At 65.4% G+C, this 26,487-nt stretch carries 23 protein-coding genes; 11 read left to right on the top strand and 12 right to left on the bottom strand.

Translation table 11 applies throughout. The annotated features are described in order from the left end of the window. Nucleotides 1–172: 172 nt before the first annotated feature. Nucleotides 173–1,036, bottom strand: a complete 864-nt coding sequence (locus tag AS156_RS31280; RefSeq protein ID WP_066513277.1) for a LysR family transcriptional regulator — start codon at nt 1,034–1,036, stop codon at nt 173–175. A 96-nt stretch (nt 1,037–1,132) separates the two neighbouring features. Here AS156_RS31280 and AS156_RS31275 point away from each other — a divergent pair, with 96 nt between their 5' ends. The 3 genes from AS156_RS31275 to AS156_RS31265 are packed head-to-tail and all read left to right on the top strand — an operon-like array spanning nt 1,133 to nt 4,230. Then, nucleotides 1,133–2,062, top strand: a complete 930-nt coding sequence (locus AS156_RS31275; RefSeq protein WP_066513041.1) for a DMT family transporter — start codon at nt 1,133–1,135, stop codon at nt 2,060–2,062. Next, nucleotides 2,059–2,826 carry an MBL fold metallo-hydrolase gene (locus AS156_RS31270; RefSeq protein ID WP_066513039.1) on the top strand — a complete coding sequence of 256 codons (768 nt, stop codon included), beginning with the start codon at nt 2,059–2,061 and terminating at the stop codon, nt 2,824–2,826. The genes AS156_RS31275 and AS156_RS31270 overlap by 4 nt, the downstream gene beginning before the upstream one ends. 60 nt (nt 2,827–2,886) lie before the next feature. Continuing rightward, entirely contained in the window at nt 2,887–4,230 is a 1,344-nt protein-coding gene (locus AS156_RS31265; RefSeq protein ID WP_066513036.1) for an NRAMP family divalent metal transporter, read from the top strand. A gap of 1 nt (nt 4,231) precedes the next feature. Here the strand turns inward: AS156_RS31265 and AS156_RS31260 are convergent, their stop codons facing one another. The 5 genes from AS156_RS31260 to AS156_RS31240 all read right to left on the bottom strand — a co-directional run bounded on the left by AS156_RS31260 (nt 4,232) and on the right by AS156_RS31240 (nt 11,400). Continuing rightward, nucleotides 4,232–5,014: a TIGR02186 family protein gene (locus AS156_RS31260; RefSeq protein WP_066513034.1), complete on the bottom strand. Its 783-nt coding sequence runs from the start codon at nt 5,012–5,014 to the stop codon at nt 4,232–4,234. Beyond that, complete coding sequence (locus AS156_RS31255) at nt 5,011–5,940, bottom strand: sulfite exporter TauE/SafE family protein (RefSeq protein ID WP_066513275.1); 930 nt, start codon at nt 5,938–5,940, stop codon at nt 5,011–5,013. The genes AS156_RS31260 and AS156_RS31255 overlap by 4 nt, the downstream gene beginning before the upstream one ends. 259 nt (nt 5,941–6,199) lie before the next feature. After that, complete coding sequence (locus AS156_RS31250) at nt 6,200–6,859, bottom strand: COG3904 family protein (RefSeq protein ID WP_245313153.1); 660 nt, start codon at nt 6,857–6,859, stop codon at nt 6,200–6,202. A 399-nt stretch (nt 6,860–7,258) separates the two neighbouring features. Next, nucleotides 7,259–8,082, bottom strand: an 824-nt coding sequence (locus AS156_RS45825; RefSeq protein ID WP_347336658.1) for a tetratricopeptide repeat protein, incomplete at its 3' end; no start/stop codon positions are given. Nucleotides 8,083–10,809: 2,727 nt separating this feature from the next. After that, nucleotides 10,810–11,400 (bottom strand): PadR family transcriptional regulator, encoded by a 591-nt coding sequence (locus AS156_RS31240; RefSeq protein WP_066513028.1) that lies wholly within the window; start codon nt 11,398–11,400, stop codon nt 10,810–10,812. A gap of 158 nt (nt 11,401–11,558) precedes the next feature. On the opposite strand from AS156_RS31240, the gene AS156_RS31235 reads away from it, so the two are divergent. From AS156_RS31235 to AS156_RS31220, 4 genes are all read left to right on the top strand, one after another. Continuing rightward, complete coding sequence (locus AS156_RS31235) at nt 11,559–11,975, top strand: nuclear transport factor 2 family protein (RefSeq protein WP_066513027.1); 417 nt, start codon at nt 11,559–11,561, stop codon at nt 11,973–11,975. Between the two features lie 108 nt (nt 11,976–12,083). Further along, nucleotides 12,084–13,874 (top strand): acyl-CoA dehydrogenase C-terminal domain-containing protein, encoded by a 1,791-nt coding sequence (locus AS156_RS31230; RefSeq protein WP_066513024.1) that lies wholly within the window; start codon nt 12,084–12,086, stop codon nt 13,872–13,874. 132 nt (nt 13,875–14,006) lie between these two features. Next, the gene (locus AS156_RS31225; protein ID WP_066513021.1) at nt 14,007–15,215 is read left to right on the top strand and encodes an acetyl-CoA C-acetyltransferase; all 1,209 of its coding nucleotides are present in this window, start codon (nt 14,007–14,009) and stop codon (nt 15,213–15,215) included. 19 nt (nt 15,216–15,234) lie between these two features. Beyond that, nucleotides 15,235–17,460, top strand: coding sequence for a 3-hydroxyacyl-CoA dehydrogenase NAD-binding domain-containing protein (locus tag AS156_RS31220; protein WP_066513017.1), 2,226 nt, complete (start codon nt 15,235–15,237; stop codon nt 17,458–17,460). A gap of 245 nt (nt 17,461–17,705) precedes the next feature. On the opposite strand, the gene gstA is transcribed toward AS156_RS31220, so the two are convergent. Then, nucleotides 17,706–18,323 (bottom strand): glutathione transferase GstA, encoded by a 618-nt coding sequence (gstA, locus tag AS156_RS31215; protein ID WP_066513273.1) that lies wholly within the window; start codon nt 18,321–18,323, stop codon nt 17,706–17,708. Between the two features lie 130 nt (nt 18,324–18,453). Here gstA and AS156_RS31210 point away from each other — a divergent pair, with 130 nt between their 5' ends. The 3 genes from AS156_RS31210 to AS156_RS31200 all read left to right on the top strand — a co-directional run bounded on the left by AS156_RS31210 (nt 18,454) and on the right by AS156_RS31200 (nt 21,153). Further along, nucleotides 18,454–18,978, top strand: coding sequence for a MarR family winged helix-turn-helix transcriptional regulator (locus AS156_RS31210; RefSeq protein WP_066513014.1), 525 nt, complete (start codon nt 18,454–18,456; stop codon nt 18,976–18,978). Between the two features lie 90 nt (nt 18,979–19,068). Continuing rightward, nucleotides 19,069–20,439 carry a glutamate--cysteine ligase gene (locus tag AS156_RS31205; protein ID WP_066513012.1) on the top strand — a complete coding sequence of 457 codons (1,371 nt, stop codon included), beginning with the start codon at nt 19,069–19,071 and terminating at the stop codon, nt 20,437–20,439. A gap of 159 nt (nt 20,440–20,598) precedes the next feature. After that, nucleotides 20,599–21,153, top strand: a complete 555-nt coding sequence (locus AS156_RS31200) for a PAN domain-containing protein (RefSeq protein WP_066513010.1) — start codon at nt 20,599–20,601, stop codon at nt 21,151–21,153. Between the two features lie 110 nt (nt 21,154–21,263). Here AS156_RS31200 and AS156_RS31195 read toward each other — a convergent pair whose 3' ends face one another. The 5 genes from AS156_RS31195 to AS156_RS31175 form a co-directional block, all read right to left on the bottom strand. Further along, nucleotides 21,264–21,830, bottom strand: a complete 567-nt coding sequence (locus AS156_RS31195; RefSeq protein WP_066513008.1) for a nucleotidyltransferase family protein — start codon at nt 21,828–21,830, stop codon at nt 21,264–21,266. Then, nucleotides 21,827–22,174, bottom strand: coding sequence for an MmcQ/YjbR family DNA-binding protein (locus tag AS156_RS31190; protein WP_066513005.1), 348 nt, complete (start codon nt 22,172–22,174; stop codon nt 21,827–21,829). Before AS156_RS31190 ends, AS156_RS31195 begins: the two co-directional genes overlap by 4 nt. Nucleotides 22,175–22,183: 9 nt before the next feature. Continuing rightward, entirely contained in the window at nt 22,184–22,954 is a 771-nt protein-coding gene (gene lepB / locus AS156_RS31185) for a signal peptidase I (protein ID WP_066513003.1), read from the bottom strand. Then, the gene (tldD, locus tag AS156_RS31180) at nt 22,954–24,378 is read right to left on the bottom strand and encodes a metalloprotease TldD (protein ID WP_066513001.1); all 1,425 of its coding nucleotides are present in this window, start codon (nt 24,376–24,378) and stop codon (nt 22,954–22,956) included. The genes lepB and tldD overlap by 1 nt, the downstream gene beginning before the upstream one ends. A 234-nt stretch (nt 24,379–24,612) precedes the next feature. Beyond that, nucleotides 24,613–25,149: an invasion associated locus B family protein gene (locus AS156_RS31175; RefSeq protein ID WP_066512999.1), complete on the bottom strand. Its 537-nt coding sequence runs from the start codon at nt 25,147–25,149 to the stop codon at nt 24,613–24,615. Between the two features lie 491 nt (nt 25,150–25,640). On the opposite strand from AS156_RS31175, the gene coxB reads away from it, so the two are divergent. Beyond that, on the top strand, nt 25,641–26,480 hold the full coding sequence (coxB, locus tag AS156_RS31170) for a cytochrome c oxidase subunit II (RefSeq protein ID WP_066512992.1): 840 nt from the start codon (nt 25,641–25,643) through the stop codon (nt 26,478–26,480). Nucleotides 26,481–26,487 lie beyond the last annotated feature (7 nt).

Genomic DNA, 26,487 nt, shown 5'->3' with positions numbered 1-26,487 from the left:
CGCCAACACTCGGTGTCGTCCCGGGCAAGCGAAGCGCGACCCGGGACCCATAACCACCGCTGGTCGAGATTGCGCAAAGCTGAGGCTCCAGCGCGGCATCACAACTGCATGCGGTGGTTATGGGTCCCTGCTTTCGCAGGGACGACTGTGGAGTTCGCTGCGCGGCCGTTGCCTACGCCGCCTTCGCCTGCACCGTGTCGCAATACTCCGCGAGCCGATCAGCCAGCCGCAATGTCGCGGGGCTGGCCTCGGGGGCGGCGACGAGGGCGACTTCGGTTCGGTCGATTGGCGCAAAGCCGTCCTTCGCCGTCAGCACGCGGTGCTCGGTCTGGATCGACATCTCCGACAGGATGCTCAACCCCAGGCCCGCGGCGACCGCGGCCTGGATGCCGGCGAGGCTGGAGGAGGTGTAGGCCATGTGCCAGTTGCGGCCGGCGCTCTCCAGCGCGTGGATGGCCCCGGCGCGATAGAGGCAGCCCGCGGCGAAACCAATCAGCGGCACCGATCCGGTCGACGTATCGCGCGGATAGCTCTTGCTGGTGACCCAGTGCACGCGCTCCGGCCACACCGCGATGCCGCCTTTCTCGTTGGCAGCGCGTTTGATCAGCGCGAGATCCAGGTCGCCGCGCTCCAGATCGCGGTACAGAATCAGGCTCTGGCCTGCATGCACGTCGAGCCGCAAACTCGGATGGCTGCGCGCGAAGGTCGCAAGCAGTTTTGTCAGCCGATAGGCGGCAAAATCCTCGGTGATGCCGAGCCGTATCGCGCCTTCGCTGCCGGGACGCGAGAGTACATCGCGCGCCTCTTCGGCAAGGGACAGCATCCGCCGCGCATAGGACAGCAGACGCTCGCCGGCTTCGGTCGGGCTCACATCCTTGCCGCTGCGGATCAGAAGCGGCTGGCCGACATCCTCTTCCAGCCTCTTGATCTGCTGGCTCACGGTCGATTGCGTGCGGTGGACGCGCTCGCCGGCGCGGGTAAAGCCGCCGGCGTCGACTACCGAAACGAAACTGCGCAGCAGCTCAAGATCGAGCATCGCAGCCTCCATTTGAAAATCAACTGCATGGCAGTCTATCATTTAATTTCCAAATATCAAGGCGCGAGCCTAGATCATGGGCAGAGGAGAACCCGCATGTCCGTCGCCCCCGCCGTCGCGATACCCCGCACCCGCTTCAACACGCTGCCCCTGCTGATTGCGCTGTTCTGTCTGCTGTGGAGTTTCGCCTTCGTCGCCGGCAAGATCGGCGTCACCGATTGCCCGCCGCTGATCCTGCTAGCCGCGAGGTTCTCGCTCGCCGGCGTCCTGATCCTCGCCATCTCGTTATTGCGCGGGGACCGGTGGGACCTCACCTGGCGCGATGTCGTTGTCTTTGCCGTGCTTGGCGTTGCTAACAACGCGCTCTATCTCGGTCTCGGCTACACCGGGCTGAAGACGGTGTCCGCCGGTCTCGGCGCGCTGATCGTGTCGGCCAATCCGGCCTTCACCGCGGTTCTTGCGGCGTTGTTCCTCGGCGAGGCGCTGACCTGGCGCAAGGTCGTAGGCTTGCTGCTCGGCATCGCCGGCGTGGCCTTCATCGTCTGGCATCGCATGTCGGTCGGGTCAGATAGTCCGCACGGCATCGCGTTCACGCTGGCCTCGCTCGCATCGATCGTCGCCGGCACCATCCTGTTCAAGCTGCTGGCGCCCAAGGGCAGTCTGTGGATCGGCAACGGCATCCAGAACATTGCCGGTGGGCTCGCGGTGATGCCGTTCGCCTTTGCATTCGCCGACGTCGGCGACATCGTGCCGAGCGCGCGGCTCGCCGGCGCGTTCGCCTTCCTCGTGCTCGGCGGCTCGATCCTTGCCTATCTGCTCTGGTTTCACCTCCTGAAAGTGTGTGGCGCCACCGCCGCAAGCGCGTATCACTTCCTGATGCCGCCGCTCGGCATGCTGTTCGCGTTCCTCGTGCTCGGCGAACACGTCGAATTTCGCGATCTGCTCGGGATCGTTCCGGTCGCGCTCGGCATTTACCTGGTGACCCGCCCCGCGGCCGCCGCATCGCCCACAAGGAGTGTGACATGAGCATCACCATCACCCTGATCGGGGGACCCACGGCGTTGATCGAGATCGACGGGTTCCGCCTCCTCACCGATCCGACCTTCGATGCGCCCGGCGACTATCAACTGCCGCATGTGAAGCTGGAGAAGCTCACCGGCCCGGCCCTGAGTGCGCGCGACGTCGGCGAGATCGACGCGGTGCTGCTCAGCCACGATCAGCATTCCGACAATCTCGACAATTCCGGCCGCGATTTCCTCAAGCTCGCGAAGCGCGTGCTCACCACCGAGGCCGGCGCCAAGCGGCTCGGCGGCAAGACCGAGGGCTTTGCGCCGTGGAGCTCCACCGTGCTGAAGAGGGGCGATCGGTCGCTGACCATTACCGCCACGCCGGCACGCCATGGGCCCGCAGGAATCGAGCCGCTGTCGGGCGATGTCATCGGCTTCGTGGTGCAATCGAGTAGCGCGGGCAGCCGCCCGATCTATGTCAGCGGCGACACAACGTGGTTCGATGGTGTCGCGGAGGTCGCGCGGCGCTTCAATTGCGGGGTGGTGCTGCCGTTCGCCGGCGCGGCGCAGACCCGTGGGCCGTTCCATCTCACGATGGATACCAACGACACGATCGAGACCGCGCGCGCCTTCGCGGATGCCGTGATCGTTCCGGTCCACACCGACGGCTGGGCGCATTTCCGCCAGAACGCGAGCGACCTGCGGCTGTCATTCGACGCGCTCGGTTTCGGCCGCCGTCTGCGCATCCTCGAGCCCGGCGTCGCCACCGTGATCGCGGAGTAGGTTTCATCTTTGGAACAACGGTAGTGCCCGGTTCGTTGTTGGCGCGAGCTGGAACCGGACATGACGCGGCACAGGCAGAACTCGCGGAAGCAGCACGACAAGTCCGGCAGCGTACCGGCCGCGAAGGTAAAGCGCGAGCCGTTCAGTTTCCGTCGTGTCTTGAAAGCACTCGGTCCGGGCCTGATCACCGGCGCGTCCGACGACGATCCATCGGGAATCGGCACCTACAGCCAGGCCGGCGCGCAGCTCGGCTACGGCATCGGCTGGACCATGCTGCTGACCTTTCCGCTGATGACGGCGATCCAGGAGATTTCCGCGCGGGTCGGCCGCGTCACCGGGCACGGCATCTCGGGCAATGTCCGTCGGCATTATCCGCCCTGGCTCCTCGTCGTCGTAGTGACGCTGCTGTTCATCGCCAACACCGTCAACATCGCGGCCGACCTCTCGGCAATGGCGGATGCGACGAAGCTCCTGGTCGGCGGACCGGCCATTGTTTACGTCGTGCTGTTTGGCGTGACCTCGGTGGCCGCGCAGATATTCATGAACTACGGGCGCTACGTCGCGGTCTTGAAATGGCTGACGCTCAGCCTTTTTGCCTATGTCGCGGCGCTGGGCTTCGCCAAGGTGCAGTGGACCGACGCCGTCGCCGGCGCGCTCGTGCCACACATCACCTGGAGCGCGGATTACTTCACGACCATCGTCGCGATCCTTGGTACCACCATCTCGCCCTATCTGTTCTTCTGGCAGGCCTCGCAGGAGGCCGAGGAGCAGCGCGTCGATGTCACCAAGCATCCGCTGATCGCGCGGCATTACGGTGCGCGGCAGGAATTCTCCCGCATCCGTGCCGACACCATCACCGGCATGGCGTTCTCCAATCTGATCGCGCTGTCGATCATCATCACCGCTGCCGCGTCGCTGTATGCCGCCGGCAAGACCGACATTCAGACTTCGGCGCAGGCCGCCGAGGCGTTGAGCCCGATCGCGGGGCCGTTCGCCGAGGTGATTTTCGCGCTCGGCATCGTCGGCACCGGGCTTCTGGCGATTCCGGTGCTCGCGGGCGCGACTGCTTACGCGGTCGGCGAGGGGCTGCGCTGGCCGGTCGGGCTCGCGCGCAAGCCAAAGCAAGCGATCGCGTTCTATTCGGTGCTGGCGCTGTCAGGCGGTCTCGGCATTGCGCTCAACTTCACTCCGATCAATCCGATCGCGGGGCTGTACTGGAGCGCGGTTGTGAATGGCGTGCTCGCCGTGCCCGTGATGGTGCTGCTCATGGTCATGGCGCGCCGCAGGGATGTGATGGGCCTCTTCGTGATCCGCGGCCCGCTCTACTGGGTGGGCTGGCTGTCGACCGGGACGATGGCGCTCAGCGTGATCGGGATGGGGATCGCATACCTACTTCTAGACTAATTTAGTCCTTGCGAAACACGATTGAGGCCATCCAGCCCGTCATCAGCGCCATGAATGCGGTGACGAGGCCATAGGCAAAGCCGTTCTGCCGCGCGGTGATGGCGACGAACTGCTCGAAGCCGACCTTGACGATCTCGAAGGCGGTCTCGGTCTTGGTCACCAGCGCGCCGTCGGTGAACAGCTTGATCTCGACATTGTAGATTCCGATCGGCACCTCGGCCGGCAGCGGGATGCCGGTGCGGAACAGGGTGGGCGTCAGGAACGTGACCGCGGAGGTCGCCTCGCGATACAGCCCGTGCTCGGAACGCAGCCGCACGAAGGCGCTGCGGAAGGCATCGTTCGGCACCACGTCGGCATAGTCGGAGCCGACCCGCTGCATCAAGAGCACGTTGTTGAGCCCGAGCTGCTGCCGCCGCTGCACGTCGGCCGACGCGATCTCGTCGAACGGGCGGTTGGAGAACAGCGCGAGATAGCCCGGCACCTCGAGGAACTGGCGGGAGTCGGTGTTGATCCAGATGCCGAACCTGCGCGCCTTGCGGCGCGTGACCATGTCGGCGCGCGGACCGGAGACGGTGACGACGAGGTCGTAGTTGCCGCGATTGGCGGGCGTCTCGGCGTCCTTCTCGACCGAACCGAACAGCACGAGTTCGCCGCCGGAATAGTTCGGCGTCACGGTGACGCGGTGGTTGGAGACCGACACGATCAGCCGTTCGGCATGGGCCGGCGCCGCCGCGAGCGTCAGGGTGAGCAGGCCGATGATCGCGAGCGGTGCGCGCAGTCTCATGGCGGGACTCCGCCGCTTTCGCGTATGCTGTAGAGATCCTGCGGCCGGATCACCAGCTCGACCGCGAAGCGGATGCCGACTGCGAGCACCAGGAGGCCGAGCAGCAGGCGCAGGTGCTCGCCGCGGATCTTCTGCCCGGCGCGCGCGCCGAACTGCGCGCCGGTGACGCCGCCGACCATCAGGATCAGCGCCAGCACGGCGTCGACCAGATGGTTGGTCATCGCGTGCAGCATGGTGGCGATCACCATGGTGACGAGGGTGAGCACCATCGAGGTGCCGATCACGGTCGAGGTCGGCACCCGCAGCAGGTAGATCATCAGCGGCACCAGGATGAAGCCGCCGCCGATGCCCATGATCGCGCCGATGAAGCCGATGACAAGGCCGACCACGACGATGGGGATGACCGAGAGGTAGATCTTGGAGCGCTTGAAGCGCAGCTTCAGTGGCAGGCCGTGGATCCAGCCATGGCTGCCGGGCTTGCGCAGGGTGACGGCGCCGCCGCGGCGGGCGCGCAGCATCGCGCGCAGGCCTTCCCAGAACATCAGCCCGCCGACCGTGGTCAGCAGGATGACGTAGGACAGCGCGATCATCAAATCGAGCTGGCCGAGCGAGCGCAGGTAGGTGAAGGTCCACACCCCGAGCGCGGTGCCGGCAGTGCCACCGACGAGCAGGACCGCCGCCAGCAGCGGGTCGATCGCGCGTCTGCGCCAATAGGAGATCGCTCCCGAGAACGACGATGCGGCGATGTGGCTTGCGACGGAGGCGACCGCGACCGCCGGCGCGATGCCGACGAAGATCAAAAGCGGCGTCATCAGGAAGCCGCCGCCGATGCCGAACATGCCGGAGACAAATCCCACCGCCGCGCCCATCGCCAGGATGAGGAAGACATTGACCGGAATGTCGGCGATCGGGAGGTAGAGCTGCACGCGCGTCGCTTCTTCTCGATTCGCCGCGGCGCAGGCGCAGGGCCGCATCACGGCGTGGTGTCCGGGTCGGGCATTCTCCGGCAGAACGATCCGGTCGGCGCGCTAACGAGCAGGCGAACGCGGATCGATTGCCGCGTTCCTGCATAACCGAAATCGGCCGGAGGAGGGACTAAAGAATCCACCTCCGGCGGCTTTTTTGCCGCACGTCGGCGCGCCCCCGCCGATGTGGTTGATGATTCAGATTAATGACAGCCTGACCTCAGGGCCGTTCGATCGGCGTGGTGATGAGATTCATCGCCAGCGCCTCCCGCGGACTCAGCCAGCGGATGCGTGAGGTCTGCGACATCAGCTCGACAATTCTGGAAGAGACGCCCATCTCGGTCATGTAGCCGAGCAGTATGCCCTGGGTGCGCTGGCCTTCTGCAACGGGATCCTCCACCGGTCCGTCCACGGTGAAGCGGTGGACCCCAAGCAGCGAACCAAAAATGCCGTAACGAGTCTTGCCGCCGGCGTAGACCAGCACGCAGGCGCTGGCACAGGACGCCGCGTGCACTTTGCCGGACGCGTCCACGGTGCCGACCGCAGTGGCGAGCCCACGCAAACGGATGACCTCACCCATGATCGTGCCCTGTTCCAGATCGCCGCCATCCGACGACAGCAGGATCACATCACCTGGCGACAGCTGCGCCTGCTTGAGTTGGTCGTAGAACCAGTTTGCGGTGGCCCGGCCTATGTCGCCGCTAATCGCAAGCATCCGCCGCCCTCGGCCCGAACCATCGAGATCGGCGTTGGCAACGACGGCAGATTTCATGGTCGGCTTGCCAAAGGTCTCGCGCGAATACTCCCAGGCACCCGGCCGCGACAGATCGCGATAGGCGCGAATCCCGACGCCCGAGAGCAGCAGGACGAAGATCACCACGGACCAGAGGGAAGGCTTGAAGATGCCGTGCTGAGGATGGGCCGCGGCGCGAGGCTGCGGGACATCCTGAGGCGGCGCTTCGCGATGCTGCGCTTGCCGTGGCGTGATGCGGGGACCGGTCGGCGACGAACGATGCACTCCGGCTGCTTCGTCCTGGCGGTCATCGGCAGACAAACGCGGTCCTCCCGGTGGCAAGCGCCGTTCGCGCGGCGCGTGCCTGTCTACACGGTTGGATCGCCGAGCGATAGGATCGCGAAGCCGGGATGGTTAGTGGGTGACCAGCGCCGCGGTCCGCTTGGCCGGCTGCCTGACGATCCGCGCCGCGGCAGGGCGTGCGGGGGCGGCGTCCCAGCCGCCGGGCGGAGTCGCCACGTTGACCGCGTCGCTCGGTTGCGGCTNTCGGGCGTGAAGGTCTGGACCGCGAGCTTCGCCGCCGCCAGCGATTGCGGGTCGAGCCGCTTGGCAATGTCGTCGCGCTTGTGGCCGGAGTCGGCGTCACCCTGCGCGGCAGCGAGGCTGAACCATTTGAAGGACTCGGCGAGGTTCTGTTCGACGCCAATACCGCGGGCATAGAGAATGCCGAGGTTGAACTGGCTGTCGGCGACGCCGCGATCGGCGGCCTTGCGGAACCACTGCGCCGCGCTCTTGTAGTCGGCGCCCTTGCCGCCGCCATCGGCGTCGAGCACGGCGAGGTTATGCATCGCCTTGGCGTTGCCGCGGTCGGCGGCCAGCATGTAGTAGCGCCGCGCCATATCGACGTCGCGCTTCACGCTGAGGCCCTTCTCATAGAAGGTGCCGAGCCGGAAGACTGCGGGCACCACGCCGGCCTGCGCGGCGCGGCCATACCATTTGGCGGCTTCATCGAGATTGGCGGCCACGCCTTTGCCCTCGGCATAGCGTACGCCGACCTCATAGGCCGCGGTCGGATCGCCCTTGATCGCGGCGGCGCGCAGCGCCGGTCCGCCGATCGCGTCAGGCAATTTCTCGCCCGGCGGGATCTGGATCGTCGTGAGCCTGGCGGGAATGGGCGGCAGTGCCGACGCCGTGGGAATCGTACCGGTGACATCGTTGGCGCTGAGCGGCGTCGCTGCGACGGGTGGTGCCGCAGGCACAGGCGCCGCCACGGGCGCGAGCGCCGGCGGGATCGTGACCTGCGCGCTGTCGAGCGTGTTCGGCGCGGAGCTGTTGTTGGACTGCCGGTCGAGCGGGGTCGGAGAGGTCATCGACGGCCCGGGCGTTGCCGATGGCGTGGCTGCCGCGGGCGGGGCGATGTTCTGGGGCGGCTGCACCGGGGTTGCGGCCGGCTCGCTGCTCTCCGTTGCCGGCTGCGGTGCGGAGCCGGTGTCGAGCAGGTTCATCGCCATCTTGAAGGTGCCGAGCACAATCACGACGACGCTCGCGCCGACCAGCAGCGAGCGGATCTTGGAGGTGAAAGTCGACGGCTGGCCTTCGGGCGTGCCGGCCTTGATCGTGGCCTTGGCTTTCTCGGCCTTGTCCTTGGCCTTGGCGGCCGCCTTGCTGGCCGCGCGCGCCGCCTTGTCGTTGACGGGCTGGGCGGCCGCAGCCTGCGCGGCGCGGCGCGCAGCGGCGATGAAGCTCGATGTCGAAACCGGCTCCTTCTTGCCGGCGGGAAGATCGCTGATCGCGTCCTCGGACGCGGCGATCCGCTCCGACGGCGACGACATCCGCCCTGCGGGACGGGTGCCCGGTTCGAGCGGATGATCCGGCGGCAGCTCCGGTGCGATCGCGGCGCGCACGGGCGCTGCATGCGGCTCGAGGATCTCGCTGATGGCGCGCGGCGGCGCGGGCGGCAGCGGCGGCGGCGGGGCGGCAACAGCCGGCGGCTCCGCGGCATGGAAGTCGCGCGGCGCGGCGGCAAAGTGGTCCTGCGCGAGCGCCGGATTCGGCAGCTCGGGCCTGTATTGCTCAGGCTTGTATTGTTCGGGCTTATACTGCTCAGGCTTGGGCTGCTGCGCGGCCGGCTGCGGCATTGCCGCGCGCGGCATCTCCATGCGTGGTTCGTCGGGCGCAGGCGGCGGCGTAGTGCGGACCCCGCGCAGATCGCTCTCGATCATCGCCAGCCGGTCGACGACATGACCGAGCGTGTTGTGCACGGTTTCCAGCGAATCCTGGGTGCGGCGATCCGTCTCCGCCTGGCTGAAGCGGATGTCGGATAGTTCGCGCTTCATCAGGTCGACGATGCCGCTATCCATCATCGGCTGCGCCGAGGCGGGATTGATGTTGCGGGTGGCGTCGGCGAGCGAAGCGATGTGGGCGTGCTGGGCCTCGAGGTGCCGCATGATGTCATGCAGCCCTTCCTCGACCCGGCCGAGATTGCCGGTACGCTGGTCGGCCGCCTCGAGGCGTTCGAGCAGATACGACACGCGCTGTTCGAGATGGGCGAAGGCCGATGCGCTGTCGTTGCCGACCTGCAGGCGATCGATCCGCTCCGACAAGGTCCGCACCGCGTTTTCGATGGCGTCGGTATGGTCATTGCCGGCCGGCCGTTCGCGGCCATCGAGCGTCGAGGTCAGCGCGGCAATGCGCTGCTCGAGCACCGCGAAGGCATCGCCGTGGGTGTCGGAGCGCGACATCTGGGAGAGCTGGTCGACCTTCGCCGCCAGCGCGTGCACGTCCTCGGAGAGCTGCAGCAGCGCGTCGTTGGAGGCGACATTGGAGACGATGGCGCGCAGCGCCGCGATCGCGCTTTCGAGCTGGCGCACCGTCGACGGATCGTCATTGGCGCGCAGGATCATGTCGAGCTTGGCGCCGAGATTGCGGATCGCCTCGTCGTAGCCGGTGAGCTGCTCGGCCGGGGTCAGCGTGCGCAACACCTCGCGGATCTCGGACAGCGCGCGCTCGATGCCGGCGATGGCCTGGCCGTTGCCGTTGCTGCCTTCCAGCCGGATCTCGTCGATCCGACGGTGCAGCGAGCGGATCTCGTTCTCGATCGATTCGATCGCGCGGCGCGGCATCGCTTCGGTGATGGCCTGGCGAATGTCCGCAAGCTCGCCGCGGAACGCGGCGATCGACTGCTCGACGTGATCGGGGCGCTGCAGTGCCTCGATCTGGCTCGTGATCTTGAGCAAGTGCCGCTCGAGCGAGGAGAAGTCCGGTCCGCCGGGCGCGGCCGGCTGTGGCCCGTAAGCGGACGTCGAAGGAGCCGCGGGCGAGGATTCCTGTACGTTGCGTGGCGGCATCGGCGCCGGCGCGTCGAGCTCGTTCTGGCGTGCGGTGATCTCCGCGATCGCGGAATCGAACGAGGCCGGGCTCAACGGCGGCGAAGGACGATAGACCTGCGCGGCGGCGCGCTCGACCGCCTCGGTGTGACGTTGCCGCTCCTGCTGCTGCCGGTCCGGCATTTGCGGTTCGCGGGGCGGTTGCGGCCTGGAAATCTGCGAAAGCCGCGCATCGAGGCGCGAAATGGCGTCGTTCAACTGCCGTGCGACAGCAGGCTGACCGCGCGGCACCTCGGCACGCACGGCTTCGCCACGCGACATGGGCTTCGCAATCTGTTCGATCTGGCGGGTGATCGCATCGAGCCGCTGGTGGATGTCCGCGACCTCGCGGCTCTCCCGGCTTTGTATCTGCGGCCGTTGCTCGTAGGGCGTGCGCCAATCCGCCGGAGTTGTGTCGCCGACGGTGGAATTCAGCCAGTCGTTCAGCGACATGCCGGCACGGCGCGCCGCCGCCTCGGCCCTTTCGCGGACGGAGGGATCGATGCCGTCAACACTCCACGATACGCGCGAATTCATGATACCGTCCGGTCCCAACTCCGGCGCCACACCCTGCGCCCACAGCCTCCCCGCGCATCCCGGTTAAGAGACAATCGAATTCTGCGTGGGGCGTCTGCCTCAAGAGCTGACTTTTTCCCGTCACGGTAAATAACGGGTTAAGGAATAGGGCCGGCGGGCCTGAAAGTTAGGAATCCGGGAACCGGTTGCGCCGGATCAGGACGCACCGCTTTCGCGCTTGGCGTCGTCGAGCGGCAGCACATTGCCGCGATGGGAGATCGCAGAGAGCGCATCGAGCGCTTCCTCGCACCACTCCACGACCACGTGCTCATGCCGCATCCCGATGCGCAGGCCGAGCATCTTGCCGACATCGGCCGGCGGTGCGGTGCCGTCCGGAAAGCGCTTGTTGAGCAAGCGCTCGTAGCGCTCGTAGCGATCGCGGTGATGTTCGAGCCGCGCCATCAGATCGGCGCGCAGCGGTTCGATGTCGACGCTGTCGAGGGCGTAGAGCCGGACCAGCAGATCGTCCTTGATCGACGGCGGCACGCTCGGCCGGGCCGCCCAGTGCTTCAGCGCCGCGCGGCCCTCCGGCGTCAGGGTGTAGACCAGCTTGTTGGGCTTGCCCGATTGCACCACCTCGCGGCCCAGGACATGACCCTTGTCGCGCAGCCGGGACAACTCGCGGTAGATCTGCTGGTGGTCGGCTTTCCAGAAGAAACCGATCGAGGCATCGAACGTCTTGGCGAGTTCATAGCCCGTCATCGGACGTTCCGTGAGGCATGCGAGGATTGCGTCACCGAGTGCCAACGCCCACCTCCATCTCAGTTCCCTGCCCGCGTTCCGAAGTCCGCTTGACTTTATGCATGACTGTGCATATGCGTCAATATGCATATGAGATCCAGCGTACCTCCCGTGAGGGGCGCGGATTAACCTTCAGGCTCCTCACCCACCGCAGGAGACGTCCGATGAGCAGACCGGGCCTCGACAAGTGGTACGCCTACATGAAGTCCCACGACACCGCGGCGCTGTGGGACCTGCTGCATCCCGACGCGGTGTTCGAAAGCCCGGTCGTGCACACGCCGCAGCGCGGCCGCGACATCACCTTCAAATATCTGACCAGCGCCGCCAATGTGCTCGGCGGTCCGACCTTCAAATATACCGGCGAATGGACCAACGACACGGGCGCCGTGCTCGAATTCGAGAACGTGCTCGACGGCATCAAGCTCAACGGCGTCGATATCATCACGTTCGATGCTGACGGCCGGATTACGCATTTCAAGGTGATGGTGCGGCCGCTCAAGGCCATCAACATGCTGCATCAGCTGATGGCAGATGAACTGACGAAGCAGGGCGGCGCAACGTCGCAATCACAGTCTCGATAGTCACTGCCGCAGCCTGACGGAAGCGGATAAGGTCACCTTCAACCACGCCTAAGGAAATGCGGCCGCGAACGTCTGGGCAAGGCGTCGCCGGCCAGCCGGGAGATCAGCATGCCGACCTACAAAGCCCCCGTCGAAGACGTCAGCTTCCTGCTCAACGACGTCTTCCAGATCGACCGCTACGGCAACCTTCCCGGCTTCACCGACGCATCGGCCGATGTGCGCGAGGCGATCCTCGGCGAGGCCGCCAAGCTCAGCGAGGAAGTGCTGCAGCCGTTGAATCGCGTGGGCGATCTCGAAGGCTGCAAGCGCAACGACGACGCCAGCGTCACCACGCCGAAGGGCTTCAAGGACGCCTTCAAGCAGGTCGCCGAAGGCGGCTGGCTCGGACTGTCGGCGCCGGCCGAATTTGGCGGCCAGGGCCTACCGGTGGTGCTGAGCCAGGCGGTCAACGAATTCCAGATCTCCGCCAACATGGCGTTCTCGATGTATGGCGGGCTGACCATGGGCGCGACCGCAGCGCTGCTGGTGCACGGCACGCCGGAGCAGAAGAAGACCTACGTGCCGAAGATGGTGGCGGGCGAGTGGACCGGCACCATGAACCTGACCGAGCCGCATTGCGGCACCGACCTCGGTCTGCTCCGCACCAAGGCGGTGCGCCAGGCCGACGGCAGCTTCAAGATTTCCGGCACCAAGATCTTCATCTCCGCCGGCGAGCACGACCTCGCCGACAACATCATCCACCTGGTGCTGGCGCGCATCGAAGGCGCACCGGCCGGCATCAAGGGCGTTTCGCTCTTTGTCGTTCCCAAGGTGCTGGTCAATGCTGACGGTTCGCTCGGTGCGCGCAACGGCGTCTCCTGCGGCTCGATCGAGCACAAGATGGGCATCCACGGCAATTCCACCTGCGTGATGAACTACGACAACGCCACCGGCTGGCTGATCGGCGAAGAGAACAAGGGCATGCAGGGCATGTTCGTGATGATGAACGAGGCCCGGCTCGGCGTCGCCGTGCAAGGCCTCGCGCAGTCCGAGGTCGCCTATCAGAACGCGGTCGCCTATGCGCGCGAGCGCCTGCAGGGACGGTCGTTGACCGGCGTCAAGGCGCCCGACAAGCCGGCCGATCCGATCATCGTGCATCCCGACGTGCGCCGCGCGCTGCTCTCGATCCGCGCCTTCAACGAGGGGGCGCGCGCGATGGTGATCTGGACCGCGTTGAAGAGCGACGTCGCCCACCGCTCCAACGACGCCAGGGATCGTCAGGAGGCGGACGATCACATGGGCTTGATGACGCCGGTGCTGAAGGGCGTCCTGACCGACACCGGCTTCGCCAACACGGTTGCCGCCCAGCAGGTGTTCGGCGGCCATGGCTATATCGCCGAGCAGGGCATGGAGCAGTTCGTGCGCGATGCCCGCATCGCGATGATCTATGAGGGCGCCAACGGCATCCAGGCGCTCGACCTGGTCGGCCGCAAGCTGCCGCGCGACGGCGGCCGCGCCGTGATGGCATTCTTCGGCGAGGTCGGCGCCTTCGCCAAGGAGCATGGCGGCGACGAGGCGATGAAGCCGTTCATCGCGCCGCTGTCGGCCGGGCTCGGCCATCTGCAGCAGGCAACCGGCTGGCTGATGCAGAACGCGCTGACCAAGCCCGACAATGCCGGCGCCGCCGCGACCGACTACATGAAGTTGTTCGGGCTCGTTGCGCTGGCCTATATGTGGGCGAAGATGGCCAAGGTGACGCAGGACAAGATCGCAGCCGGCGGCGCCACGCCGTACCTGAGCACCAAGCTCGTCACCGGCCGCTTCTTCATGGAGAAGCTGCTGCCGGAGACCGCCGTGCACCTGGCGCGGATCCAGAGCGGCAGCGCGACGACAATGGAACTGGCCGCGGAAGCGTTCTGAAAATTGTCGCCGCACCCGCTGCGGCGACGCTTTAGCTTCTTGTTTGAGCATGATCTTTCGGAAAGACCGCTTCACACTTTTCCGGATCATGCTCTAGGCTATATATTATGATCCTCATATAAGGAGGGCGTCATGCCTGATGCATATATCTACGATCACGTTCGCACCCCGCGCGGCCGCGGCAAGGCCGATGGCGCGCTCCACGAGGTCACCGCGCTGGCGCTCGCCACCGTGCCACTGAAGGCGCTGAGGGAGCGCAACAACCTTCCTGAGGACAGCGTCGACGACGTCGTGCTCGGCGTGGTCGATCCGGTCGGCGAAGCCGGCAGCGACATCGCCCGCTTCGCCGCGCTGAGCGCCGGTCTTGGCGAGAAGGTGCCGGGCGTGCAGATCAGCCGCTTCTGCGCCTCCGGCCTCGATGCCGTGAACTTCGCGGCCGCGCAGATCATGAGCGGACAACATGAACTGGTCATCGGCGGCGGTGCGGAATCGATGAGCCGTGTCGGCATCGGCGCCTCCGGCGGCGCCTGGCCGATGGATCCTTCGATGGCGGTGCCGGCCTATTTCATGCCGCAGGGCATCTCGGCCGATCTGATCGCCACCAAATACGGCTTCTCGCGCGATGACGTCGATGGCTATGCCGTGCAGAGTCAGCAGCGGGCGGCTAAGGCCTGGGACGAGGGCCGCTTCAAGAACTCGGTGGTGCCGGTCAAGGACATCAACGGCCTGACCATCCTCGCCAAGGACGAGCACATGCGGCCTTCGACGACGATGCAGTCGCTGGCGCAGCTCCAGCCGTCATTTGCGGCCATGGCCGCGATGGCCGGCTTCGATGCAGTGGCGATCCAGTCGCACCCCGAGGTCGAGAAGGTCAATTACGTGCATCATGCCGGCAACTCTTCCGGCATCGTCGACGGCGCCGGCGCGGTGCTGCTCGGCAGCAAGGAAGCGGGCGCCAAGCACGGCCTGAAGCCGCGCGCGAAAATCCGGGCGTTTGCCAATATCGGCTCGGAGCCTGCGATGATGCTGACCGGTCCGGTCGACGTCACCGAAAAGCTGTTCGAGCGCTCCGGCATGAAGAAGTCGGACATCGACCTGTTCGAGCTCAACGAGGCCTTCGCCTCGGTGGTGCTGCGCTACATCCAGGCCTTCGACATCGACAATGCCAAGATCAACGTCAACGGCGGCGCGATCGCGCTCGGCCATCCGCTCGGCGCGACCGGCGCGATGATCCTCGGCACCGTGCTCGACGAGCTCGAGCGCACCAACAAGCAGACAGCGCTGGTCACGCTGTGCATCGGCGGCGGCATGGGCACTGCCACCATCATCGAACGCGTCTGAGGCGAGGGGAGCGAACACCATGGCTTACAAGAATTTCAAGTTCGAAACCGACGCCGACGGCATCGCGCTCGTCACCTGGGACATCCCGGGCCGCTCGATGAACGTGCTCGACGAGACCTCGATCCTGGAGATCGAGGAGATCGTCAAGCAGACCACGGCCGATCCCGCGATCAAGGGCGTCGTCATCACCTCGGCCAAGGACGCGTTCTGCGCCGGCGCCGATCTTTCGATGCTCGAGGGCATGAGCCGCACCTATTCCGATCTCCTGAAGGAAAAGGGCGAGGAAGCCGCCAACCAGGTGCTGTTCGACCAGAGCCGCCGCTTCTCGCAGGCGTTCCGCTCGATCGAAGTCTCGGGCAAGCCCTGGGCGGCCGCGATCAACGGTCTTGCGCTCGGCGGCGGCTTCGAGATCACGCTGTCGTGCCACTATCGCGTTGCGGCCGAGAATCCGAAGACCCGGCTCGGCCTGCCCGAGATCAAGGTCGGCCTGTTCCCCGGCGCGGGCGGCACCCAGCGCGTGCCGCGCATCGTGCCACCGCAGGATGCGATGACGATGTTGCTTAAGGGCGAGGCGGTGAATCTCGCGCGCGCCAAGGCGCTCAATCTGATCCACGCCATCGTTCCCGCATCCGATCTTATCAAGGCTGCGAAAGACTGGATCAAGGGCGGCGGCAAGGCCGTCGCGCCGTGGGACGAGAAGGGCTTCAAGCTGCCCGGCGGCCCCGTCTTCTCAAAGATGGGCATGCAGATGTTCCCGGCCGGCAATGCAATCTATCGCCGCGAGACCTACGACAATTATCCGGCCGCGCGCGCCATCATGAGCTGCGTCTATGAGGGCCTGCAGCTGCAGATCGACGCCGCGCTGCGCGTCGAGTCGCGCTACTTCGCCAAGATCCTGCGCTCGAACGAGGCGGCGGCGATGATCCGTTCGCTGTTCCTGTCGATGCAGGAATTGAACAAGGGCGCGAGGCGCCCCGTCGGCGTGCCGCCGACCAAGGTGAAGAAGCTCGCCGTGATCGGCGCCGGCTTCATGGGCGCCAGCGTCGGCTACGTCTCGGCGCTGGCCGGCATCGACGTGGTGCTGGTGGATCGTGACCAGGAGAGCGCCGACAAGGGCAAGGGCCATGCCAAGACCGTGATCGACGGCCAGATCGCCAAGGGACGCATGAAGCAGGAGGCGGGCGACGCAATCCTGTCGCGCATCTCCGCGACTGCCGATTACAATGCGATCAAGGATTGCGACCTCGTGATCGAGGCCGTGTTCGAGGACCGCAAGATCAAGGCGGACACCTACGCCAAGGCGCAGCCGCTGTTGAAGGACGGCGCGATCTTCGCCTCCAACACCTCGACCTTGCCGATCAACTCGCTCGCCGAAGAATTCAAGGACCAGGGCCGCTTCCTCGGCATCCACTTCTTCTCACCGGTCGAGAAGATGATGCTGGTCGAGATCATCGTCGGCAAGAAGACCGGCGACGTCGCGCTGGCGACCGCGCTCGACTATGTCCGTGCGATCGGCAAGACGCCCATCGTCGTGAACGACTCTCGCGGTTTCTTCGCCAACCGCTGCGTGATGCGCTACATCGCCGAGGGCAACGAGATGTTGCTCGAAGGCGTGCCGCCGGCGATGATCGAGAACACCGCCAAGATGGCCGGCATGCCGGTCGGTCCGCTTTCGCTGCAGGACGAGGTCGCGCTCGACCTCGGCCTGAAGATCACCAAGGCGACGGAAGCCGATCTCGGCCCCAACGCGGTCGACCAGGCGCAGAAGAAGCTGATGGTCGAGATGGTCGAGAAGCAGGGCCGCTACGGCCGCAAGAACAGCAAGGGCTTCTATGACTATCCCGAGAAGGGCAAGGGTCAGAAGAGCCTGTGGCCGGGCTTGGCCAACCTGCAGCCGAAGCATCTCGACCCTGATACGCTCGATGTCGAGGAGCTGAAGCAGCGCTTCCTGGTGGCGCAGGCGGTGGAAGCCGCGCGTACGGTTGAGGATCACGTCATCACCGACGTGCGCGAGGCCGACGTCGGCTCCATCCTCGGCTTCGGCTTCGCGCCGTTCACCGGCGGCACGCTGTCCTATATCGACTTCATGGGCACCAAGAAGTTCGTCGATCTGTGCCACCGGTTCGAAGCCAAATACGGCTCGCGCTTCACGCCGCCCAAGCTGCTCGAGGAGATGGCCGCCAAGGGTGAAACCTTCTACGGCCGCTTCCCGCCGAAGAAGCCGGCGGCACAGGCCGCGGAGTAAGAGGCAAGCAGTCGCCCAAAATTCAATTGTCGTCCCGGGCAAGCGTCAGCGCGACCCGGGACCCACAACCACAAATGCTCGTTGTTGTGCGACCACAGCTCACGTCAACAATGCAGCCGTGTGGTTATGGGTCCCTGCTTTCGCAGGGACGACTGCGTTGTTTGGCGACGCATCGTGTAAACAACGCAAACAAAAGGGGCCGGATCATCGATCCGGCCCCCTCACAATTCTGCGACCTGGAAGGCTCAGGCCGCCTTCAGCAGGCCTTCCTTCTTCAGCGCTTCCTGCACCTTCGGGCGCGCGGCGACGCGGGCCTCGTAGGCCATCAGGTTGGGCAGGCCGGAGAGGTCGAAGCCGAGCCGGTCGGTCGCCCACATGATCATGGTGAAGAGGTAGCCGTCGGCGACCGTGAACTCCTTGCCCATCAGGTAATCGCGCCCGGCAAGCTGGCTCTCGACATATTTGAACTTGCTCGTCGCGCGGTCCTTGAAGAAGGCCTTGGCGTCGTCTGACAGCACCGGCGAGAACATCGGGCCGAGGTTCTTGTGCAGCTCGGTCGTGATGTAGTTCAGCCATTCGAGCAGCTTGTAGCGCTCGTTGGAATCGCGCGCCGGCGCGAGCTTCTTGTCCGCGGCCTTGTCGGCGATCATCTGGATGATGATCGGTCCCTCGGTCACCAGCTCGCCGGAATCGAGCGCCAGCGCGGGCACCTGGCCCTTCGGGTTCACTTTCAGGAAATCGTCACCGTTTTCGAGCTTCTTGGCGCGCAAATCGACCTTCACCAGGTCGTAGGGCAGGCCGGCTTCGAGCAGCGCGATATGGGGCGACAGGGAGCAGGCACCGGGGGTGTAATAAAGCTTCATGGGGTATTTCCTTCCCTTGTTCTTGGCGACCGGAGAGGGATTGCCTACATGCACCTGCATGAAATAGTCAAGATTGATGCAGATGCATTCAGTGCGGTAGACTTTGTTCCGGGACCTTATGGGCTAGACGATGAAACGCAAGCTATCGAGCGAGGCGACTGCCGCCTGGATCCGCCTGATGCGGGTACCGAGCCGGGTGCTCGACTGCGTCGAGCAGGATCTGAAGAAGGCCGGCTTTCCGCCGCTCGCCTGGTATGACGCCCTGCTTGAGCTGTCGCGCGCGCCGTCCGGCGAGCTGCGTCCGGTCGAGCTCGAGCGGCAGATGCTGATCCCGCAATATTCGACGTCGCGGCTGATCGACCGCCTGGTCGACGAAGGGCTTGCCGCCCGGCGCGAATGCAAGATCGACAAGCGCGGCCAGTTCGTCGAGATCACCGAAGCCGGGCGCGAGCTGCAGAAGCGGATGTGGAGCGCCTATTCCGCCGCGATCGACAAGCATGTCGGCTCCAAATTGTCTGATGCCGAAGCGGCCAAGCTCTGCGGCCTGCTCGACCGGCTGGGTTGCTCGTGCAGCGACGCCAAGTCCGAGAGCAAGGGCGACACCAAGAACGAGACCAGGGCGACCCCCGCGCGAGACGGCGCGGTTGCCCGATGATATCCTTGATTTCACCATCCGCGGTCCCTCGGGCCTGCGGACCCTGCCACCGCGCGCATTCGATCGAAGCGCCCTTGAGTTGGATTTCGTATGGCGCGTGACCAGATCGATATGACGCCGCTGCAATCGCGCGACGAACTCGTCGCGTGGCTTGAAGCCGGCGTGAAGCCCGAGTCCGAATTCCGGATCGGCACCGAACACGAGAAGACGCCGTTCACGCTCGAAGGCCATCACCCGGTGCCTTACGAGGGCGCGAAGGGCATCGGCGCGCTGCTCGAGGGCATGAAGCTCCTGCTCGGCTGGGAGCCGATCATGGAGCGCGGCAACATCATCGGCCTCTATGACGTCACCGGCGGCGGCGCGATTTCGCTCGAGCCGGGCGGGCAGTTCGAGCTGTCGGGCGCGCCGGTCGAGACCGTGCACCAGACGCAGGCCGAATTGATGGCGCATCTGGCGCAAGTGCGCGAGATCGCAACGCCGCTCGGCATCGGCTTCCTCGGTCTCGGCATGACGCCGTCCTGGTCGCGGGCGCAGGTCCCCGTGATGCCGAAGGGTCGCTACAACATCATGCGCAACTACATGCCGAAGGTCGGCAAATACGGCCTCGACATGATGTTCCGGACTTGCACGGTGCAGACCAATCTCGACTTCTCCTCCGAAGCCGACATGGTGAAGAAGCTGCGCGTCTCGCTGGCGCTGCAGCCGATCGCCACCGCGCTGTTCGCCAACTCGCCGTTCACCGAAGGCAAGCCCAACGGCTTCCTGTCATTCCGCTCGGAGATCTGGCGCGACACCGACAATGCGCGCTCCGGCATGTTGCCGTTTGCATTCGAGGACGGCATGGGCTTCGAGCGCTATGTCGACTATGCGCTCGACGTTCCCATGTATTTCATCAAGCGCGGCGACGAATATATCGACGTCTCCGGCACCTCGTTCCGCGATTTCTTCGCCGGCAAGAACCCGGCCTTCCCCGGCCAGCGCCCGACCTTGTCGGACTGGGCCAATCACCTCTCGACCATCTTCCCCGAGGTGCGGCTGAAGCGTTATCTCGAAATGCGCGGCGCCGATGGCGTGCCGTGGGGCCGTCTGCCGGCGCTGCCGGCGTTCTGGGTCGGCCTGCTTTACGACACTGTCAGCCTCGATGCCGCCTGGGACATCGTCCGGCACTGGACCGCGCCGGAGCGGCAGGCGTTGCGTGACGACGTGCCGCGTTTCGGCTTCAAGGCGCGGATCAAGGACCGCTATCTGTTCGAGATCGCCAAGGAGTGCCTCATCCTGTCGCATGCCGGATTGCGGCGGCGTGGCCGTATAGATCATCTCGGGCGCGACGAAAGCCGCTACCTCGAACCGCTGGAGCGCATCATCGAGAGCGGCCGTTCGCCCGCGGAAGAGATGCTGGAGAAGTTCAACGGTCCCTGGAATGGCTCGGTGGAACCTGCGTATCAGGAATACGCCTTCTAGCAATTTCTCCAGGGCAGGCTGGCCTCAGCCAATTGCGGGCGGTGCCGGAGGTCGCATCCGGGCCCACGGTTCCGCGCCGTTCATCCGCCGTACAGGTTCGTGGCGCTCAAATGACTGCCCGCGGAAGGCGCGGGGCTGCGCGAATTTGAAAGCATTCTCATGGGGATAGGCCGCCTCTTAAGGGCGTGTGTGGTGACGTTCGCGTTTTTTGCGGCGATTGCTGTCGCGCGCCCGGCGCTGGCGCAGACCAATTTCGATCGCCCCGGCGGCGACTACCTGAACTCTCCCGTGACATCGGGCGATCCCGCCGACTGCGCGCTGGCTTGCGAGCGCGACCGCCGCTGCCGCGCCTGGAGCTTCAATTACCCGACCGACTCCAACGATGGTGCGGTGTGCTGGCTCAAGAGCACCGTGCCGCCGCGGGTGCAGAACACTTGCTGCGTCTCGGGTGTTCGCGGCGCTGGCGTAGTCGAGCCGCGCAACGGCGCGATCGAGAGCTCGATCGATCGCCTGGGCGGCGACTACAAGAACTTCGAATTGAAGAGCAACGAAGGCGTCGAGGCCTGCCAGGCGGCCTGCACCGCCGACAACAAGTGTCGCGCCTGGACCTATGCCCGCCCCGGCTATTCTGGTCGCGCCGCACACTGCTTCCTGAAGAAGGAAATCAAGCCGCCGCGCCGCAAGGCGGGATTTACCTCGGGCGTAGTGCGCTGACGCGCCAGGCGCGTCGTTCCGAGGCGATGCGCAGCATTGAACTATGATGCGCTCTTGCGCATCTGAGGTCTGGTGCTGGCGCACCATCCCGGAATGACATTGATGGAAACTCACTCCGCCGGAAGCACCGTGATCTCCGGCCACAGCGATTTCCATCGTGCCGCCTTCTTCGCGTAGTTCGCCGCCGAGAAGTTCGCGGTGTGGTTCGGCCGCACGATCATGCCGGCGACGTCGTCGAAGCCGTTCGGGGCATAGACGTTGTAGCCGTCGGCAGTACGTCGGATGCCGATCTGCGTGGTCGCGGTGAGAAAGCGATCGATGCCCTCGGTCGAGGATGACAAAGCCGGGTAGGGCACGCCGTTCTTCCCGGTGTACCAGAGATGGACGCGTGCCTGGTTGCGCGCTTCCATCACGACGCCGAGCTCGCCGAGCCGCGCCTGCAGCTTGCGGATCACGGCATCCTCGGCGTCCCATGAGGTGTCCGGATCGAAATAGAAGATGTCGTAGTCGCTGATGCCGTGATCGACCGGCCGGTTGGTCTGCACATTCCACACGGTCTGCACCAGGCAGCCGGAGACGATCCACGCGTCGGGAAGAGCGAGGTGACGCAACTCGTCCGCGATGATGCGGTTGGCCGGGTTGCGAAGTGTCGCTGCGAGGAATTGGTCCTCGGTCATAACCGAGCGAAGGCGTCGAAATCCTTGACCGCCTTCTTGGAGGCCAGCGCGCGCCAGTGGCAGCGCAGCAGCGGCTCGACGACGCCGGCTTTCGCCTTCGACAGGCGGATCAGCACGGTCGGGTAATCGCGGTAGTGATCGGTGAAATAGAAGACCTTGGGCTGGCTCTCGACCAGCATGTCGCGCTCGTCCGGCGGAACGCCCGGCATCACCAGGCTGTCGCCGTCCTCCTTCAGCCGCGCCAGCATCTTCTTGCGCACCTTCAGCGCCGGCGCGCCGTAGGAAGAGCCGTCCTCGACCTCCGGCCACGCCAGCGCAATGTGTCTGACGTCGTCGAAGGTCATGCGATCGGCTCAATGCACTGAGGTAAAGAACCGCGCGAGGCGGAAGCCGGAGAGCCAGGTCCAGACCGGCTGGCTGCGCATGCCCATGTCCCAGGAGCCGACCACCGCATCGGCGCGGCCGATCAGATTGTCGATCGGCAGCAGGCCGACGCCGCCATCGCGCACCGACACGCGGCTGTCGGCGGAGTTGTCCCTGTTGTCGCCGAGCACGAATAGCTTGCCCGCCGGCACAGTCACCTCGGGCGTGTTGTCGAGCGGTCCATTGTCGCGCATCTTGAAGATCTCGTGGCTGACGCCGTTCGGGAGCGTCTCGACATAGCGATACGCGTCCTCGCCGCCGCCGCGGTCGTCCTCGGCGAAGCCGGTGCCGTCCGCCTTCAGTGCCGCCGGATGATCATTGATGAAGAGCTGGCCCTGCCGCATCTGGATGCGGTCGCCGGGCAGTCCCACCACGCGCTTGACCCAGGCCTGCGAGCGGTCGCCCGGCCAGCGGAACACCACCACATCGCCGCGCTTCGGCGTCTCGCCGAACAGGCGGCCGGTTTCCGGCAGCGTGATCTGGATCGGCAGCGACGCCGCGCCGTAGCCGTAAGGATATTTCGAGGCGACGAGGGCGTCGCCGATCAGCAGCGTCGGCTCCATCGATCCTGACGGCACGTAGAACGGCTCGGCGATCGCGCCCTTGGCGAGGAATACAACGGCGACGATCGCGGCCAGCTGCGCGGCTTGTGAGCGCCAGGTCGACGGCTTCGCCGTCACGGTTTCGTTTCCGCTGCTCACTAGCCTGTACCTCCGACCGTAATCCGTTCCATCCGCAGCGTGGGCTGGCCGACGCCGACCGGCACACCCTGACCGTTCTTGCCGCAAGTGCCGATTCCGGTGTCGAGCGCAAGATCGTTGCCGATCATGGTGATCCTGTGGAGATCGGTCGGCCCGTTGCCGATCAGCATCGCGCCCTTCAGCGGTGCGCCCAGCTTGCCGTTCTCGATCTTGTAGGCCTCGGTGCACTGAAACACGTATTTGCCCGAGGTGATGTCGACCTGGCCGCCGCCGAAATTGGCGGCGTACATGCCGTTCTTCACCGACGCGATGATCTCGGCCGGGTCGCGCTCGCCGGCCAGCATGTAGGTGTTGGTCATGCGCGGCATCGGCACATGGGCGTAGCTCTGCCGCCGTCCGTTGCCGGTCGGCTTCATGCCCATCAGCCGCGCGTTCTGGCGGTCCTGCATGTAGCCGACCAGGATGCCGTCCTCGATCAGCACGGTGCGATTGGTCGGCGTGCCCTCGTCGTCAATAGAGAGTGAGCCACGACGCGAAGCCATGGTGCCGTCGTCGACCACGGTGACGCCCTTGGCCGCAACCTGCCGGCCCATCAATCCTGCGAAAGCCGACGTCTGCTTGCGGTTGAAATCGCCCTCGAGCCCGTGGCCGACGGCTTCATGCAGCATCACGCCGGGCCAGCCGGCCCCGAGCACCACGTCCATCTCGCCGGCGGGGGCGGGCACCGATTCGAGATTGACCAGCGCCTCGCGCAGCGCGCCGTCGGCGGCGTCGCGCCAGGCCTTGGTCTCGATGAAGCGGGCATAGCCCTCGCGGCCGCCATAGCCCTTGCTGCCGCTCTCCTGCCGGTCGCCCTGGCCGGCGACCACGGAGATATTGACGCGCACCAGCGGGCGGATGTCGCGATAGCTCTCGCCGTCGGGCCGCACGATCTCGACGACCTGCCAGGTCGCAGTCAGGCTGGCCGAGACCTGCCGCACCCGCGGGTCCTTGTCGCGAACGTAGGCGTCGATCTCGCCGAGCAGCTTGACCTTGGCCTCGAATGCCGGGCCATCCAGCGGGTTCTCGTCGCCATAGAGTTTTACGTTGGTGTGCGCCGGCGCCGCGGCGAAAGTGCCGGCATAGCCGCCGCGGACCGCCGCCACTGCGTCCGCAGCGCGGATCAGCGCCGGGATCGAGACGTCGGAGGAATGCGCATAGCCGACCGCGTCGTCCTTGACCGCGCGCAGGCCAAAGCCCTGCGAGGTGTCATAGGTCGCCTGTTTCAGCCGGCCATTGTCGAACACCAGCGCCTCGGTCTGCCCGTATTCCAGGAACAGTTCGCCGTCGTCGGCGCCCTCAAGTCCGCGCGCCACCTCGCGGCGGACGGTATCGCGGTCCAGATTGGCACGGTCGAGCAGGGAGGTCGTGGCGGGATTGGTCATGGTCACTCCAACGAACTGCGAATTCTTGCCATCCCTGCCTCTTACGCAACTCAATACCAGCACCGGAGGGAACCGGTAGCCAGTGCTTCCGCGATCTAAGCAGAGATGAGCGGGAAACTCATCTTACAACCCGGAAACCTGCGGGCTATCGGTCCCGGCACAGGGCCCGGACGCTGATCATGAAAGATAGTGCTTGCGGCGGCAAACCGGGAGAGGCTGCGACAGTGCAGCCGATCACGGCAACTTGTCATATCCCTCCGCCAGCCCGTTCAGGCTGAGCGGGAAGCCGATACCTTCTTCCGGGGTCTCGAAGATGATGAAGGTCGCGGTCTTGGCGTTCTTGAGCTGGCCGAGCAGCTTGTCGTCGAGCACCACCTCCGCCACGCAGCCGTTGGGCAGGCAGCGGACGAAGCCGGCGCGACCGACGTCCTGGTTGTCGAGCTTCAGCCCGAGGCCGGAGGGCAGCAGCACGCCGAGCGGCGCGACCACCCGCATCAGGCGGCTCTTCTGGTCGGCGGTCTTCAGCACGATCACGGTGAGACCGGCATTGGAGCGGTCTTCCGCCACCACGCTCTGGATCAGGGCGCATTGCTCGGCCTGCGCGCCCGGCGGGGTGTCGCAGCGGATCTGCCAGTCGCCATGCACCGAGCGCACCGCGCCTTGCGCGTTTGCCGCCTGGGTCAGGCCGAGGAGAAGCAGGGCTGCCGCCAACAGGCCTCCCAACCAGCCTGCCCGCGCTTTTCGCCTTGCCTGAATGTTCGAAGCGGCCATCCGGGTCGATTCCTTTAGAATGTTCGGTCGGGCCCGGCCGTCCGTTCGGCCGCCGGTTGCACGCACCCGTCGACTGTATCGCAATGACGGCGCCTTAAAGGCGATCTCGAAGCCATTTTTGCGCCGGATCGGGGCATCCACGAGCGAATCAGGTTTCAGTGGAGCGCCCCGCCTGTGGGTACATCCGGCAATCTCCCTGTCAAGCAGGTGGACAATTCGTCCGGCGACTTTTGCTTGATTTTGCGGGAAAATTCGCGATCGGCAGATTAGTCGCAGGCGCATGGCTTTCGGTCTTACTACTGCATTGCGAGCGCCTGCGAATTATGGTTTGAGAGGCTGGATTTCGACGCGTTCTAGCGATCTGGCTTCTGTACCCTCCTTGACTTTGAAGACGGGTACGTCCGGTAGGCCGTTTGTCAGGGCGGATCGTGCTGCATTTCCGGCCAAGAACCGGGGGTGCTTTGGGGAATTATCTAGGGAGCGCGAGCGGCATGAAGATGTCGATTGGCCGGATGGGCCGACAATTGCTGGGATTTGCGGTGGCGGGCATGGCGTCGATCGCCGCGGGATCGGCCTTCGCCGAGATGGGGCAGCCGGCTCCCTGGGAGCATACGCTGCAGCAAGGCGCGACCCCGGTGATGGAAAACATCATCTGGTTTCACAATTTCCTGCTGGTGCTGATCACCGCCATCACGCTGTTCGTGCTGGCGCTGCTGGTCATCGTGGTGGTGAAGTTCAACGCCCGGGCCAACCCGGTCCCCTCCCGGACCACACACAATACCCTGATCGAGGTGGCCTGGACGCTGATCCCGGTCCTGATCCTGGTCGGCATCGCGGTGCCGTCGTTCCGCCTGCTGTTCCTTGAGCTCGACGTGCCGAAGCCGGACCTGACGGTCAAGGTGACCGGCAAGCAGTGGTACTGGTCCTATGCTTACCCGGATAACGGCAAGTTCGAGTTTGATTCGCTGCTCGACAAGGACAAGCAGCCCCGCCTGCTGGGCGTCGACAACGAGATGGTCGTCCCGGTCAACAAGGTGGTCCGGATCCAGACCACCGGCGCGGACGTGATCCACTCCTTCGCGGTGCCGGCCTTCGGCATCAAGATCGACTCGATCCCCGGCCGCCTCAACGAAACCTGGTTCAAGGCCACCAAGACCGGCATGTTCTACGGCCAGTGCTCGGAACTGTGCGGCAAGGACCATGCCTTCATGCCGATCGCGGTGCGGGTCGTCAGCGACCAGGAATTCGCGACCTGGGTTGACGGCGCGAAGAAGAAGTTTGCGGCCAACCCGGCGAATACCTACGCCTCGGCTGGTCAGGCGGCGGAATAGGCGCAAC

Source organism: Bradyrhizobium macuxiense, assembly GCF_001542415.1.
In the GTDB taxonomy this organism is placed as follows: Bacteria; Pseudomonadota; Alphaproteobacteria; order Rhizobiales; family Xanthobacteraceae; genus Bradyrhizobium; species Bradyrhizobium macuxiense.
Note: the sequence above shows the minus strand (reverse complement) of the source record. Positions and strands in the feature narration are given on the sequence as shown.

Bases quoted from the DNA above. Each gene is read 5' to 3' on its own strand.
- gstA (WP_066513273.1), bottom strand. From the start codon at position 18,323: ATGAAGCTTTATTACACCCCCGGTGCCTGCTCCCTGTCGCCCCATATC.
- AS156_RS31275 (WP_066513041.1), top strand. From the start codon at position 1,133: ATGTCCGTCGCCCCCGCCGTCGCGATACCCCGCACCCGCTTCAACACG.
- AS156_RS31280 (WP_066513277.1), bottom strand. From the start codon at position 1,036: ATGCTCGATCTTGAGCTGCTGCGCAGTTTCGTTTCGGTAGTCGACGCC.
- tldD (WP_066513001.1), bottom strand. From the start codon at position 24,378: ATGACCAATCCCGCCACGACCTCCCTGCTCGACCGTGCCAATCTGGAC.
- AS156_RS31220 (WP_066513017.1), top strand. From the start codon at position 15,235: ATGGCTTACAAGAATTTCAAGTTCGAAACCGACGCCGACGGCATCGCG.
- coxB (WP_066512992.1), top strand. From the start codon at position 25,641: ATGAAGATGTCGATTGGCCGGATGGGCCGACAATTGCTGGGATTTGCG.
- AS156_RS31200 (WP_066513010.1), top strand. From the start codon at position 20,599: ATGGGGATAGGCCGCCTCTTAAGGGCGTGTGTGGTGACGTTCGCGTTT.
- AS156_RS31210 (WP_066513014.1), top strand. From the start codon at position 18,454: ATGAAACGCAAGCTATCGAGCGAGGCGACTGCCGCCTGGATCCGCCTG.
- AS156_RS31190 (WP_066513005.1), bottom strand. From the start codon at position 22,174: ATGACCTTCGACGACGTCAGACACATTGCGCTGGCGTGGCCGGAGGTC.
- AS156_RS31235 (WP_066513027.1), top strand. From the start codon at position 11,559: ATGAGCAGACCGGGCCTCGACAAGTGGTACGCCTACATGAAGTCCCAC.
- AS156_RS31230 (WP_066513024.1), top strand. From the start codon at position 12,084: ATGCCGACCTACAAAGCCCCCGTCGAAGACGTCAGCTTCCTGCTCAAC.
- AS156_RS31225 (WP_066513021.1), top strand. From the start codon at position 14,007: ATGCCTGATGCATATATCTACGATCACGTTCGCACCCCGCGCGGCCGC.
- AS156_RS31195 (WP_066513008.1), bottom strand. From the start codon at position 21,830: ATGACCGAGGACCAATTCCTCGCAGCGACACTTCGCAACCCGGCCAAC.
- AS156_RS31205 (WP_066513012.1), top strand. From the start codon at position 19,069: ATGGCGCGTGACCAGATCGATATGACGCCGCTGCAATCGCGCGACGAA.
- AS156_RS31265 (WP_066513036.1), top strand. From the start codon at position 2,887: ATGACGCGGCACAGGCAGAACTCGCGGAAGCAGCACGACAAGTCCGGC.
- AS156_RS31175 (WP_066512999.1), bottom strand. From the start codon at position 25,149: ATGGCCGCTTCGAACATTCAGGCAAGGCGAAAAGCGCGGGCAGGCTGG.
- AS156_RS31260 (WP_066513034.1), bottom strand. From the start codon at position 5,014: ATGAGACTGCGCGCACCGCTCGCGATCATCGGCCTGCTCACCCTGACG.
- AS156_RS31270 (WP_066513039.1), top strand. From the start codon at position 2,059: ATGAGCATCACCATCACCCTGATCGGGGGACCCACGGCGTTGATCGAG.